14 protein-coding genes are annotated in these 12,813 nt (G+C 57.3%); 3 read left to right on the top strand and 11 right to left on the bottom strand.

All coding sequences use genetic code 11. From position 1 onward, the window contains the following. Window positions 1-16: 16 nt before the first annotated feature. The gene (gene panB / locus P2T68_RS20125; RefSeq protein ID WP_277378185.1) at window positions 17-850 is read right to left on the bottom strand and encodes a 3-methyl-2-oxobutanoate hydroxymethyltransferase; all 834 of its coding nucleotides are present in this window, start codon (window positions 848-850) and stop codon (window positions 17-19) included. A gap of 14 nt (window positions 851-864) precedes the next feature. Next, the gene (locus P2T68_RS20120) at window positions 865-1,479 is read right to left on the bottom strand and encodes a LysE family translocator (protein ID WP_277378184.1); all 615 of its coding nucleotides are present in this window, start codon (window positions 1,477-1,479) and stop codon (window positions 865-867) included. A 139-nt stretch (window positions 1,480-1,618) separates the two neighbouring features. Here P2T68_RS20120 and P2T68_RS20115 point away from each other — a divergent pair, with 139 nt between their 5' ends. Beyond that, window positions 1,619-2,074, top strand: a complete 456-nt coding sequence (locus tag P2T68_RS20115; protein ID WP_277378183.1) for an Lrp/AsnC family transcriptional regulator — start codon at window positions 1,619-1,621, stop codon at window positions 2,072-2,074. A gap of 293 nt (window positions 2,075-2,367) precedes the next feature. Here P2T68_RS20115 and P2T68_RS20110 read toward each other — a convergent pair whose 3' ends face one another. From P2T68_RS20110 to P2T68_RS20070, 9 genes are all read right to left on the bottom strand, one after another. Continuing rightward, window positions 2,368-3,261, bottom strand: coding sequence for a LysR family transcriptional regulator (locus P2T68_RS20110; protein WP_277378182.1), 894 nt, complete (start codon window positions 3,259-3,261; stop codon window positions 2,368-2,370). A gap of 80 nt (window positions 3,262-3,341) precedes the next feature. Beyond that, window positions 3,342-4,394, bottom strand: coding sequence for an alpha/beta hydrolase (locus P2T68_RS20105; RefSeq protein WP_277378181.1), 1,053 nt, complete (start codon window positions 4,392-4,394; stop codon window positions 3,342-3,344). 50 nt (window positions 4,395-4,444) lie between these two features. Continuing rightward, window positions 4,445-5,389 carry an alpha/beta fold hydrolase gene (locus P2T68_RS20100; protein WP_277379763.1) on the bottom strand — a complete coding sequence of 315 codons (945 nt, stop codon included), beginning with the start codon at window positions 5,387-5,389 and terminating at the stop codon, window positions 4,445-4,447. A 121-nt stretch (window positions 5,390-5,510) separates the two neighbouring features. Next, the gene (locus P2T68_RS20095) at window positions 5,511-6,287 is read right to left on the bottom strand and encodes a carboxymuconolactone decarboxylase family protein (RefSeq protein WP_277378180.1); all 777 of its coding nucleotides are present in this window, start codon (window positions 6,285-6,287) and stop codon (window positions 5,511-5,513) included. Between the two features lie 226 nt (window positions 6,288-6,513). After that, window positions 6,514-6,981 carry a cupin domain-containing protein gene (locus tag P2T68_RS20090; RefSeq protein WP_277378179.1) on the bottom strand — a complete coding sequence of 156 codons (468 nt, stop codon included), beginning with the start codon at window positions 6,979-6,981 and terminating at the stop codon, window positions 6,514-6,516. Window positions 6,982-7,041: 60 nt separating this feature from the next. Further along, window positions 7,042-8,034, bottom strand: coding sequence for an aldo/keto reductase (locus P2T68_RS20085; RefSeq protein ID WP_277378178.1), 993 nt, complete (start codon window positions 8,032-8,034; stop codon window positions 7,042-7,044). Window positions 8,035-8,058: 24 nt separating this feature from the next. Further along, window positions 8,059-8,649, bottom strand: coding sequence for a flavodoxin (locus tag P2T68_RS20080; RefSeq protein WP_277378177.1), 591 nt, complete (start codon window positions 8,647-8,649; stop codon window positions 8,059-8,061). Next, complete coding sequence (locus P2T68_RS20075; protein WP_277378176.1) at window positions 8,646-9,635, bottom strand: aldo/keto reductase; 990 nt, start codon at window positions 9,633-9,635, stop codon at window positions 8,646-8,648. Before P2T68_RS20075 ends, P2T68_RS20080 begins: the two co-directional genes overlap by 4 nt. 213 nt (window positions 9,636-9,848) lie before the next feature. Then, the gene (locus P2T68_RS20070; protein ID WP_277378175.1) at window positions 9,849-10,820 is read right to left on the bottom strand and encodes a LysR substrate-binding domain-containing protein; all 972 of its coding nucleotides are present in this window, start codon (window positions 10,818-10,820) and stop codon (window positions 9,849-9,851) included. Window positions 10,821-10,957: 137 nt separating this feature from the next. Here P2T68_RS20070 and P2T68_RS20065 point away from each other — a divergent pair, with 137 nt between their 5' ends. Together P2T68_RS20065 and P2T68_RS20060 are read left to right on the top strand one after the other, a co-directional pair. Continuing rightward, a complete protein-coding gene (locus tag P2T68_RS20065) occupies window positions 10,958-11,743 on the top strand; it encodes an NAD(P)H-dependent oxidoreductase (protein ID WP_277378173.1) in 786 nt (261 codons plus the stop codon). Window positions 11,744-11,822: 79 nt separating this feature from the next. Continuing rightward, window positions 11,823-12,695, top strand: coding sequence for an AraC family transcriptional regulator (locus P2T68_RS20060; protein ID WP_277378172.1), 873 nt, complete (start codon window positions 11,823-11,825; stop codon window positions 12,693-12,695). Window positions 12,696-12,813: the final 118 nt, after the last annotated feature.

The raw sequence follows: 12,813 nt of genomic DNA, 5'->3' as shown, positions 1-12,813 counted from the left end.
TGGCATCTCCGACGATTTAAAACGTATGGTCAATCCCAGGGAATGAGCCCGACTCGACGTCTTTAGCAAAGGCTTGTGCAGCGTCACTCATCACCTTTCTCATATCCGCATACTGTTTGACGAATCGTGGCAATTGACCATGATGGAGCCCTACCATGTCCTGCCAGACGAGTACCTGGGCATCGCAGCCACCTCCTGCACCGATTCCGACGGTAGGGATGGAGACTATCTCGGTGATCCTCGTCGCCACGTCTCCTGGCACCATTTCAATAAGCAGGCCAAACGCCCCTGCACGCTCGAAGGCAACGCTCAAATTAATCAACCTCTGCGCATCCTCGCCCTTGCCTTGAATACGGTATCCGCCCAGCTGGTGTTCTGCCTGCGGGGTAAAACCTATATGAGCCATAACCGGAATGCCTGCGGCTACCAACTTCTCTACCTGCGCAAGCATTTCGATCCCACCTTCGAGCTTTACGGCATGAGCGCCGCCTTCCTTCATGAAACGGGCTGCGGTATGAAAACATTGCTCAGGCGATCCCTGATAAGAGCCAAAAGGCAAATCCGCAATGACCAACGCCCGCTCAGTAGCGCGAGAAACCGCCCTGACCAGAGGCAGCATCTCGTCAACTGTTACTGGCAACGTTGAGTCGTGCCCAAATACGTTGTTGGCGGCGGAATCGCCTACGAGCAGTACCGGAATTCCTGCTGCCTCAAACACCGACGCGGCGTACATGTCATAAGCAGTCAACATGGCCCATTTTTGACCCCGTGCCTTCATGTCTTGTAAATGAGGAATTCTTACCCTCCCGCGACAAGGGCTGTTATAGGGGGCAGTGATTTGATCAGACATTTTGCTTCCTTAATTCAAATGGTCAGCCGTTCGGCAGCAAGAACCACAGCAATGACGATCATCGCGGCTCCCGATATCCGGCTCACATAGATAGCCGCTGCTGGACGTGAAGCAAGCACCGCTCCAGCGCCATAGCCAACCGCGAGATAGACGATGCCGCAACTGAAACCGTGGATCAAACCTAACGCGACAATCTGAGTCCCTACTGGCCATACCGCCGACGCATCAGTGAACTGAGGTAGCAGCGCCAGGAACAACAAAAGAACCTTCGGGTTGAGACCGCTGACGCACAGTCCTTTTATCGCCCAGGCCATCCAGCTACTGTCACCGCTGGATGCTCCTTGAGGAGGCAACGAAGGCTTTAGCACCATGTTGAAGCCGAGCCATAGGAGATAGGCCGCCCCCATCAGCGTTAATGTCAGCAACGCATGGGGTATTTTGACCAACACCCCACCTACGCCTGCAGCGACGATCAACGTGGCCACAAGGTGACCGGAAAGCATGCCGACTACGGCGGGTAGGACACGGCCTCGCAAACCTGCCGATATCGAATAGGCCCAGTCGACCCCAGGCGTGATAACAAACAAAAATGATACGGCCCAGAAGGCCATCATCAGAGACACTGTCACGTTCAAATCCTTCTTTTTTCATCAGTTCAGTGCGCCGTTTACCGCCCTGAAACACTGTGGTGGAAGGATAAAGAAAGCCAAGTGGTATTATCTTTCGAAGAAACCCGCCAAGGCGGACTGCATTAGAAGGTTTTTCTGAATGGATCGAATTGATAAGAAGATTCTTGCGCAGCTACAGCAAGATGGTCGCCAGTCGCTGACAGAATTGGCCGACCGCGTGGGTCTCAGTTTGTCTCCATGCCATCGGCGCGTTCGGGCGATGGAGGATGCAGGCGTTATCAAAGGGTACCGTGCTCAGCTATCGGCGACCGAGATAGGTCTGAATTTCTCGTCCCTGGTATTCGTAACCCTTCGAGAGGGGCACCAAAAGGCGGTAGCGGATTTCGAAAATGCTCTACCACGAGTTCCCTATATAGTCCAAGCACAAAGACTTTTTGGCGATCCTGATTATCTGCTGATGGTGGTGACAGCAGATCTTCCAGCCTTTCAGAAGCTTTACGATGAAGAACTGTCTAGGCTACCTAACGTACAGCGTCTCACATCGACGTTAGTGATGAAGCACGTCATCACAGACCGTCCTCTGCCTTTAGAATAAGAGCTCAAGCATTACGGGAGAGTCAGGGGGGAAGCAGTCATACGTTTGTCGAATCGCCCGATGTTGATATACGACTGCTTGGCGCGAACAAAGACTGTTGCATAGGTTCGTCTATGGCTGATAGCTGCTGCTGTTGAACGACTGGTTGAATCCACAGCCAATAGCTATCACTCAAAGTCAGCAGTAATCGCCCCATTGCAGTCGGTCGCTTCCGGCTGCAACCGATCAAAAGCATTTGCTCATTTACGGGTTTATGGGGCGGATGAAGCTCATGCGCCTTGAAGGTCGATGACTCAGCGCTTGTAGAGTAACGCTTCAACTACAACACCAAACGCTGATGAATGTTCACGGCGATTCGGGTAGTAAAGATGGTAACCGGCAAAGGGTTGGCACCAATCTTCCAACACCCGTACAAGGCTACCGTCGGCAAGCTCCTTCGCCACCATGTCCTCTGGCAGGAACCCCAAACCACATCCAGCCACCGCCGCGCGCAGGATCGGCACGCTGCTGTTGAACGTCCATTGCCCCTCGACCCGAGCTTTCAGTTCGTGGCCGTCCTTTTCAAAATCCCATTGCATCAAGCTGCCGTGGGTGGGCAGGCGCAGATTGATGCAGTTGTGCGCGGCCAGATCGCCCGGCGTCATGGGAATCGAGCGGTCTTTGAAGTAATGGGGCGAGCCCACAACGGCGATGCGCAAAGAGGGGCCGATGGGCACGGCGATCATGTCTTTGGCCACCTGTTCACCCAGGCGAACACCGGCGTCATAGCGTTGCGCAACGATGTCGGTGAGGGCGTAGTCGACGGTAATCTCGACCCTGATGTCCGGGTAGTCAGGCAACACCTTCGACAGCTTGGGCCAGAGAATATTGTTCGCCGCATGTTCGGAGGCCGAGATCCGAACATTGCCGGCCGGGGTGTCGCGAAACTCGCTGACCGCGGCCAGTTCCAGTTCGATCTCATCGAAGCGTGGCGCCATCGATTGATACAGGCGTTGACCTGCTTCGGTCGGCGACACGCTGCGCGTGGTTCGCGTCAGCAGGCGCACGCCCAGCCGTGTTTCCAGAGTGCGCATGGTGTGGCTCAGCGCTGATTGCGAGACGCCCAGTTGTGCGGCCGCGCGGGTGAAGCTGCCTTCGCGGGTGATGACCACGAAGGCTTGCAGGTCGTTGAGATTGGCGCGGGACATTGATGAGAACCTCTCATGAAGGGCGCGGATTAATCCATGAAAGCAGGTTGCGCACGGATGCGCGACCCCCACAGAGTTCATTACAGGGTGCGGGCGTAAAACGCGCTCAGCTTGCCGATGGCGGCGTCGACATAGCGCGGCACCCAATAGGTTTCGATGTGGGTGGCGCCCTCGAGGATGAACACTTCCTTGTCCGTGGTGCCAGTGGCTTTGGGGAAGGCGTCCTGAGTCATGTACAGGCTGTCGGCCTTGCTGCCGGCGATCATCAGCAAGGGTTGGTTGATCAGCTCGATCTGGTTGGTGGCGTCAAAACGCATCAGGTCGATGAGGCTGCTGGTGGTGTATTTGAACGTCGAGTTCGGGTGCGCATGGGTCTTCCAGTAATACTCGTAGCCTTGGCGATAGAGTTCGAACGGCAATTTGGCGATCTGCTCATCCGTCAGGTTGGCATCACCCGAATACAACACCGCGCCACCGGCGGCTTCCTGTGCGCGGGCCGCCGAAGCCTGTTGCAGACGTTGCTGAATGCTGTCCATTTGCGAGTCGTTGTAGCCGTTACGGCGCACCCGGCCCGAGTTGAACATGCTGACGGTCGCCAGCGATTTGAAGCGCTTGTCGGTTTGCGCCGCCGCCAACGAGTAACCGCCACCACCACAGATGCCGAGCAGGCCCAGGCGTTTTTCATCGACGCCGGCAAACTGGCTGATGAAGTCGGCCATGCCGTGAATGTCTTCGATGCGATACGCGGGTTTATCGATGCTGCGCGGCTGACCACCGCTGGCGCCCTGATAGGCCGCATCGGCCGTGATGGTGATGTAACCCTGTTCCGCCAGACGCTGGGCATACAGACCGGCAACCTGTTCTTTGACGCCGCCATTGGGGTGTGCAACGACCACGGTCGGGTAAGTCTTTTTCGCCTCGTAGTTGGCCGGGGTGTACACGTTAGCGGCGATGTCCAGACCATTGAGCGAGTACTTGACCGGGTGGATATTGACCTTGCCCGGTTCGTTCTTGCTGATCGCGCCGTCGTAGGCGAGGGTGAAAGGATTCTTTTTGTAGTCGGCGGCCAAGGCCTCGCCCGCCGAGAGGCCGACCAATGCCGACATGAGCGTGGCTTTGAGAGTGTTCTTCACGTGAAGCTCCTGAGCAATCAATTAGGGCGGCAGTTGCAAAAGTATTGGGGTCAGTCCAGCTGTTTTTCTTTGAGGAATTGCGCGACCAGGTCAGCGATCTGCACGTTGTTCAGATCCGACATGGGGAAGTGGGTGTTACCGTGGATGCCAATCTCCGGCAGGTGGATCAGTCGCACATCACCGCCATGTCGATTGGCCGCGTCACGCCAGAGCCGGGCCATCTTCAAGCGTGCGCGCCAACTGTCCTGAGCAGGCAGGTCGACGGCCTGTTCCGGGATGTTATCGCCGTAGAGGATCAGAATCGGAATGCGCGTCAGCGCCATGAATTGCTCCATCGGCACCGCTGCGCCTTGCACCGTGTCGAACGCGCTGGGAATCGGCGCCGGCACTTCACCGTCAGCAAACACGAAACTGCTGCCCGGTTCGAATGCCACGATGGCTTTGACCTTGTCGTTCTTGATCGCCGTCAACCAGCCCGGCCCGCCACCTTGCGAATGGGTGAACAAAATCCCCGGGCCGATTTTGTCGAACAGCGCCGACACGCCATCGGAGACCACGCCCATGTCGAACGGCCCGGTGTTTGGCGTCATCGCCCGGAAAAACTGCTCGCGGGTTTGAGCGTCCTGTGCCACTTGCACGCCTTTGAAGTAGTTGGGCCACAGGCCGATGCGGAACTGGTTGAACCATAGTTGTTCGTCAGGCACAGGCTTGACTGTGGTCTCGACCATGCTGCGTCCGGCATCGCCACGCCGAGGCTGATCGATCAGATAGACGCCGTAGTGACGGCGCAGAAAGATGTTCTGAAAACCCTCGCGGCCATCGGCAGTGGTTTCCCAGGTCTTGGAAAATTGACCCGCGCCGTGCCACATGACGATGGGCAGTTTTCGCGCATCGACCGGGATCTGATAGAACGCGTAGGCGTGGTCACCGTGGTAAGTCTGGCCGCTGGGCGTCATCGGTTGGCGCGGGTTGAAGGTGCCCGGTGCCTTAGTCATCGTTCCGCCGGCAGCGAAGCTGCCTTGCTTCTGGATCAGCAGCGGGCCTTCGGAATGGTTCGCGCAGGCCGCCAACAAGCTCAATAGCGAGATACACAGCAAATGCTTTGCAGCTTTCATGTCATTTCCCCGAGACCGCGATGGCTTGGGTCAGCGCTGCGCTGGCCCGTTCAGCCGTCTGCGCATCGCCGTGTTTTTTCAGCAGCTCGGTGACTTGGCGCAACTGTGCCGCGCTGAGACCGACGCGCAGGCTCGCCGCCATGTGCGAGCGCAGCTGCGATTCCACCCCCGGCGTCGCTGCCAGCGCGCCAACGGTCGCCAGTTCGCGGCTTTGCCAGTCGAGGTTGTCGCGCTCGAAGATGTCGCCGAACAAGTGCGTTTGCAGGAACCGGTTGATCACCGGAGCGAACTCGAACACCGGGCCTTTGACTGGGCCGCCGGAGACCCTGGTTTGATTCGCGGTGCCGGCTGCAAGCAGTTCGTCACCGGTCGGAATAGCGCGGCCCGGATCGCGTCCCGGCGCATCATCGATGCCGCGCTGTTTGCGCGCCTGGACCACCGTCATCAGCTCGTTCAAGGCGTTGAGGCTGCGCGGGAAGCCGACATAAGCGTAGAGCTGCACCAGAATTTCGCGGCTTTCGCTGATGGTCAGGCCGGCATCGAGTCCTTGGTTGAGCGCCGTGTTGAGGTGAGGCATGTCACTGGTCGCCATGAAAGCCGCGATCAGTGGAATCGCTTGTTGTTGGCTCGACAATGCCGTTGCGCTGGCGGGTGTGTTGGTCATGGTTTGCGCTGCCTCGGCTGCTTGAGTGGTAACGCTGAAGATCGCCGCAACGCCCAGACAAAGCGCCATGAGTGCGGGGAGGGCGGTGCACTTGCGTGCGTCAGTGGTCATCATGAAAGGCTCCATCCATTGCAGGTCGCTGCGGTGTTGCTGGATCGTACGGAGGATGGTTGTGGCGATTAACCCCGAAAAGGCGCATGGACTCCTGAGCAAAACTCATGAGTCAACGTTGCCATAACCGCTGGAGTCCTGACTCGGCCCCGCTGTTACGGGGCCCGGAGGTCAGATGATGGTTTGCCGGAAGAGTACCGAGCGAACAACTTCGACACATTCTGTAACCTCATTGGCCGGCGTATTGCGCCTCCGAGACTTGCTCAGCCCAGGTGACGGTCTGGCCGTCCTCAGCTTCAGCGATGGCGATGTGGGTCATGCCACTGTTGGCCGTGGCGCCGTGCCAGTGCCGGGTGTTCGGCGGAATCCAGACAGTGTCGCCCGGACGGATTTCCTGACGCGGGCCGCCCTCTTGCTGCACATAGCCAACGCCAGCGGTGACGATCAGCGTTTGCCCCAGCGGATGGGTGTGCCACGCCGTGCGTGCGCCAGGTTCGAAGGTCACCGTGCCGCCGGCGATGCGCGCGGGTGCGTCACCTTTGAACAAGCCATCGACGCGCACAGCGCCGGTAAAGTTTAGCGCCGCGCCCTTGATCGAGGGCTGGGCTCCGTTCGGGGTAATGCGGATTTCACTGGCAGCTTGGGCTTCTGCGGTCATGAGTGAGAAAGCCACGAGTGGCGCGATCAATCGGTTCATCGGATCAACTCCGGTCAGGCAATGAAAGCGGCGCCCCACACAGCGCCGCGTTGGGCAGACTCAAAGTCCGGTCATTTTCAGTGCCGATTCCGGCAGGCGTTCACCGTGCACCTGAATTTGCGCCATCTGCTCGTTGATCACGCGCAGATCATCTCCGCTCAATTGCAGCTCGACCGCGCCCAGATTTTCTTCCAGGCGATGCGGTTTCGTCGTACCCGGGATCGGCACGATCCACGGTTTCTGTGCGAGCAACCAGGCCAGGGCCACTTGGGCCAGCGTGGCTTGTTTGCGTTGCGCGACGGCTTTCACCACATCGACCAACGCCAGATTGGCCCTGCGCGCTTCAGGGGAAAAGCGCGGGACGAAATTGCGGAAATCGCTCGCGTCGAACTGCGTGTGCTCGTCGATCTGACCGGTGAGGAAACCGGCACCCAGCGGGCTGAACGGAACGAAACCGATCCCCAATTCTTCCAACACCGACAGCAGTTCCAGCTCCGGGCCGCGCCAGAACAGCGAATATTCGCTCTGTACCGCCGTGACCGGTTGCACCGCGTGAGCCCGGCGTATGGTCTCCACACCCGCCTCAGACAGGCCAAAATGCTTGACCTTGCCCTCGGTGATCAGCTCCTTGACCGTGCCGGCGACGTCTTCGATGGGTACCTGCGGATCAACGCGGTGCTGATAAAACAGGTCGATGCAATCGGTGCGCAGACGCTTCAACGCCGCTTCGGCCACGGCGCGGATATGCGCCGGGCGGCTGTTGGTGCCGCCGCCGCGTGCGCCGGTGATCAGGTCGATATCGAAGCCGAATTTGGTAGCAATGACGACTTGCTCGCGGATCGGCTGCAAGGCCTCGCCCAGCAGTTCTTCATTGGCGAACGGGCCATACGCTTCAGCGGTGTCGAACAAGGTGACGCCTTGCTCGTGGGCCGAACGAATCAGCTTGATCATGCTGGTTTTGTCGGCAGCCGGCCCGTAGGCCGACGTCATGCTCATGCAACCAAGGCCCAGTGCGGACACTTTCAGGCCATTGCCCAACGTGCGGATTTTCATGATGTCACTCCGTACAGAATTCGATTAACGCGTGAGGGGGTGATCGCTCAGCCAGCCATTCACGCGCTCCATGGTCTTGCGCTCTTGCTCACCCTCCATTACAAAACCTTCAAGAACCTTGGTCTTCGGCGCGTGCTTGACGAGCACGCTGCGACTGTTGCCCACGCCATAACCGCCGTGGGTGTTGAAGGGGATGAGGGTCTTGCCGGTCAGATCGTGGGCGCTGAGGAAGGTGCGCACGATCGACGGCGCGGTTTCACCCCAGATCGGAAAGCCGAGATAAATCGTGTCGTAGTCGCTGAGGGCGTGAACCTTGTTTTGCAGTTCGGGTTCGAAGCCGCTGTCACGCTCCTGACGCGCCTGCTCGACGGTTTGCAGATAGTCCTCGGGGTAGGCGTGGGCCGGGCGAATCTCGAACAGATCGGCACCCAGCCCACGCTGGATCAGCCCGGCAACCACGCGGGTATTGCCCGAGCGCGAAAAGTACGCGACCAGAATCCGCGAGCCTGAGCGCGGTGTTTCACTGGCGCCTTGCGTGTCGGCGAGCGACAGCAGCGGAGCGCTGGCCAGTGCGGCGATAACCGTGCGCCGCAGCGGATCGTGATCGTTGCTCATCGACCGACACGCGCTTTAAGGGCCTCGGGATAGCGCTCGCCTTCGATGCGGATCTGCGCCAGCGCAACATCAATCGCCTTCAGCTCCGCTGCATCGAGCGTGATGTCAGCGCCACCGAGGTTTTCTTCCAGGCGATGCAGTTTGGTCGTGCCCGGAATCGGTACGATCCACGGTGCCTGCGCCAGCAGCCAAGCCAAAGCGATCTGCGCCGGCGTGGCTTGTTTCTGCGCGGCGATCTGACGAATCAATACCACCAGCCCCTGATTGGCTTGCAGCGCCGACTGGCTGAAGCGCGGCACGATGCTGCGAAAATCGTCGCTGCCGTAAGTGGCCTCCGCCGACACCGTGCCGGTGAGAAAGCCCTTGCCCAAAGGGCTGAACGGCACGAAGCCGATGCCCAACTCCCAAAGCGTCGGCAGGATTTCCCGTTCGGGCTCGCGCCACCACAGCGAGTATTCGCTTTGCAGCGCTGTGACCGGCTGCACCGCGTGCGCACGGCGAATGGTCTGCGCGCCGGCCTCCGACAGGCCGAAATGCTTGACCTTGCCTTCTTCAATGAGGTCTTTCACCGTCCCGGCGACGTCTTCGATCGGCACATCCGGATCAACCCGATGTTGGTAAAGCAAATCGATGTAGTCGGTTTTCAATCGGCGCAGCGAACCTTCGACGGCGACCCGAATACGTTCGGGGCGGCTGTCCAGAGTCTGCTTTGTGTTGTCGGTACCGACGGCGAAGCCGAATTTGGTGGCGATCACGACCTGGTCACGAACCGGGGACAGCGCCTCGCCGACTACTTGCTCATTGAGATAGGGGCCATAGAACTCGGCGGTATCGAAGAGCGTGACGCCTCGATCAACTGCCTTGCGAATCAGCGAGATCGCTTGCTGCGTTTCTGTCGCTGGACCGTAGCCATGGCTCAGGCCCATGCAGCCGAAACCGAGTGCCGAGACTTCAAGTGAGCTGTTGCCGAGTGTGCGCTTGTGCATTTCGTTCTCCCGAAAATGGCGTTGGAGAACAGTAAGCGAGCTAACGAATGGGGACTAGACTCTTAAATCGGCAAGGGTTCATGAAATTTGCTCATCAATCCCAGAAAAAGAGAATGGCGCTGTCATGTCGTACGCAGTGAGCATCATCCATCTCCGCATCGATTTAATTGCTTCAGGCGTGAGATCTCACATTGGTTGCCGGTAATGCGCTTGCTACAGATGTGAGGTTTTCAGAAGCCATTGCCTCAGTCGGTCTGCGGACTCATGCAGCGGAGCATTCTGGCGATGAACGAGGTAATAGTCTTTGCCCACTGATAAGGAAGTATCGAATAGCTGCACAAGTTGGTTTTGCTCCAAGGCATCTTCGACAAGCCATGGACTTGTGAGCACCACGCCTTGACTGCGCCGCGCCGCGTCAATGGCGAGTTCCGATTGATCAAAGCGCATACCGATCTTCAAATCTGTATGCGGCAAACCGGCGTGGGCAAACCATTTAGGCCAGTTTGCATGTGAAGTTGTATACAACAACGTTGCCTTCACCAAGTCCGAAACTTCAAATAGCCGCAGTGCGCTGCGATAGGACGGGCTGCAATACACCATGACTTCTCCGGGCAGCAGTAATTCGGCAGTAAGCCCTGGGGCATGGCCATCGCAATGACGCACCGCAATGTCAAAAGTATCCTGCTCGCCGTCTAGGAGGTCTGTGCTCGCATTCAAATGCAATTTGAGTTGCGGATCATCACGGGTCAACGCTGGTATGCGCCTGGCGAACCATGAATTGGCCAGCGCGGGGGGGAGGCTGACCCGGATTTCATCGTTTGTTCGATTACGCAGCGTAAGACTGGCAGTATCCAGTTGTAGCAATGCCGGACGCACCTGCTCCCAGTAGCTGAAGGCTACTTGGGTTGGATGCAATTTTCGTATCGCCCTTGTGAACAAGGTTACTCCCAGCGATGCCTCCAGTTTTCTAATCTGTTGAGCAACGGCGCCTGGCGTCACGAACAATTGTTCGGCCGCAACGGTCGCGCTGCCATTGCGCATTACGGCGTCGAAATAGACGATTGCCTTTAACAGGATGTCGAATTTCATAGCGTAGTTTTTCTCTTCTATACATCGAAAAACGATGATTTGTCGTGCCGCCTTGACCACGTGAAAATCCGATAACCCGCAGTTGGTATTGCCCATGGTTGGGTTGAGTACGTAGAACCGCGTGTCAACTCGTAACGTCACCAGATTCGCCAGGTAAATACCTCCGTAGTGATTGTTTATGTACCGAAAGCATACCGGGATTGATTCCTGACGCGACCATAGAGGAGAAATCTATGAATGTTCTCATCGTTTATGCACATCCGGAACCCGGGTCATTTAATGGTGCATTGAAAGACCGGGCAGTCGCGGTGCTCTCGGAACAGGGACACGAGGTTCAGGTATCGGATCTGTATGCCCTTGATTGGAAAACTTCGCTCGATGCATCGGACATAGCGACTCCCCGTCTCAATCCTGACTATTTGAATCTTCCAGCCGAACAGGAAAACATGTCTGCCAACGGACGCTCAACGCTGGATGTCGAGCAAGAGCAGGCGAAAGTACTGTGGTGTGATCTGTTGATTTTTCAGTTCCCCGTCTGGTGGTTTTCGATGCCTGCGATACTGAAAGGATGGGTTGATCGCACGATGACCCGAGGCTTTGCCTATGCCTCGGGTGAGAAATACGACAGTGGGAAGTTCAAGGGCCGCCGCGCAATGCTGTGCATTACCACCGGCACCGCGGAAAGCCTATATCAACCCGATGGCATTGATGGGTGTATGAATCACATTCTATGGCCCATCCACAATGGGATATTTCGCTACCTCGGATTCGATGTGCTTCCTCCTTTTGTCGCATGGATGCCTGGCAGCGTTTCACTTGAGGTGCGCAACAATTACCTGGCTGCTTACGAAATCAGGTTGCGAGTACTTCCAGCGACGCAAACACTATTCTTCCACCCACACGAGGATTACGGTAGCGACCAGAGATTGAAACCAAGCGTGCTGGCGCGCTCCGGTTTTCAATGGAACCCTCGTGCAGGTCAATGTCATGATCAGGCGGCCAACGATTTTACGCGTTGAGACCTCGCCAGCTCACGGCGGAAGTAGTGGGTGTTACGATTATGGCGATACAAGTCCCTTGCTAGGCCGAGTCGATGCCATGAAACCCAGCTTCGAGAAAGTACCCACAGAGGCTGCAACCTCTTGGACCCTATTGAACAGGCGTTTGCCGGATGCGATTCCATTCGAGTGGCATCATCATCCCGAATATGAATTGACACTCACGCTCAATAGTCGCGGCCATCGCTACATCAGTAATGACGTAGCGCGCTATGACGATGGAGACCTGATTCTTGTAGGGCCGAATATTCCTCATAGCTGGTCTTCAGCGGAGCGTATTGATGAGGATCAGCCGCATGTTGCCTTGGTTATCTGGTTTTCCGCTGCTTGGGCCGACTCGCTGGTGACATTGTTTCCGGAAATGGCTGCGGTTCGCCCATTGCTGGCGGCAGCTCGACACGCGGTGAGTTTCAGTGGTAGGACCTCCAGTGAAGTACGCTCCTCCATCGAGGCAATGGTCAATCAGACGCCGCCCCAGCGCTTGATCGCATTACTAACGGTGCTCGACAGGCTGGCAAGAGACGCTGATGCTACTCGGATCCTGCCGACGCTAGGCGGTCTGGCGGGTGATCAGATTGTCGAAGACGCGCGTATTCATCGAGTTCTGCATTACCTACATGGTAACTACGCCCGGGCAATCAATGTTGCCGAGTTAGCAGAGCTGGCCTGCGTCAGTCTGTCTGCTTTCCATCGAATGTTTCGCCGGCATACACGCTGTACCGCCTTGGACTATATCGTTCGACTGCGCATCGGCCATGCATGTGCGTTGCTGATGCAGGGCAACTCGCCGGTATCGATAATAGCGGGGCAGGTAGGCTACTCGTCGCTGGCATTATTCAACCGCCAGTTCAAGGCGTTGAAAGGGCTGACACCTTCCGCGTTTCGTCAAACGCACAGCCATCATTTTCAGTGAAGGTCAGAAATCTAGTGGGTTGATACTCCGATCGTATTGGCTCAAAACGCCATTATCGTACTAGTCGACGCTTCAAATGAGGCTGCCGCGTGCTTATTTAAAAGTGGTTCCATACCTG

This window comes from Pseudomonas sp. G11 (assembly GCF_029457515.1).
GTDB lineage: Bacteria > Pseudomonadota > Gammaproteobacteria > Pseudomonadales > Pseudomonadaceae > Aquipseudomonas > Aquipseudomonas gorinensis.
This window is presented reverse-complemented; position numbering and strand designations above follow the sequence as displayed.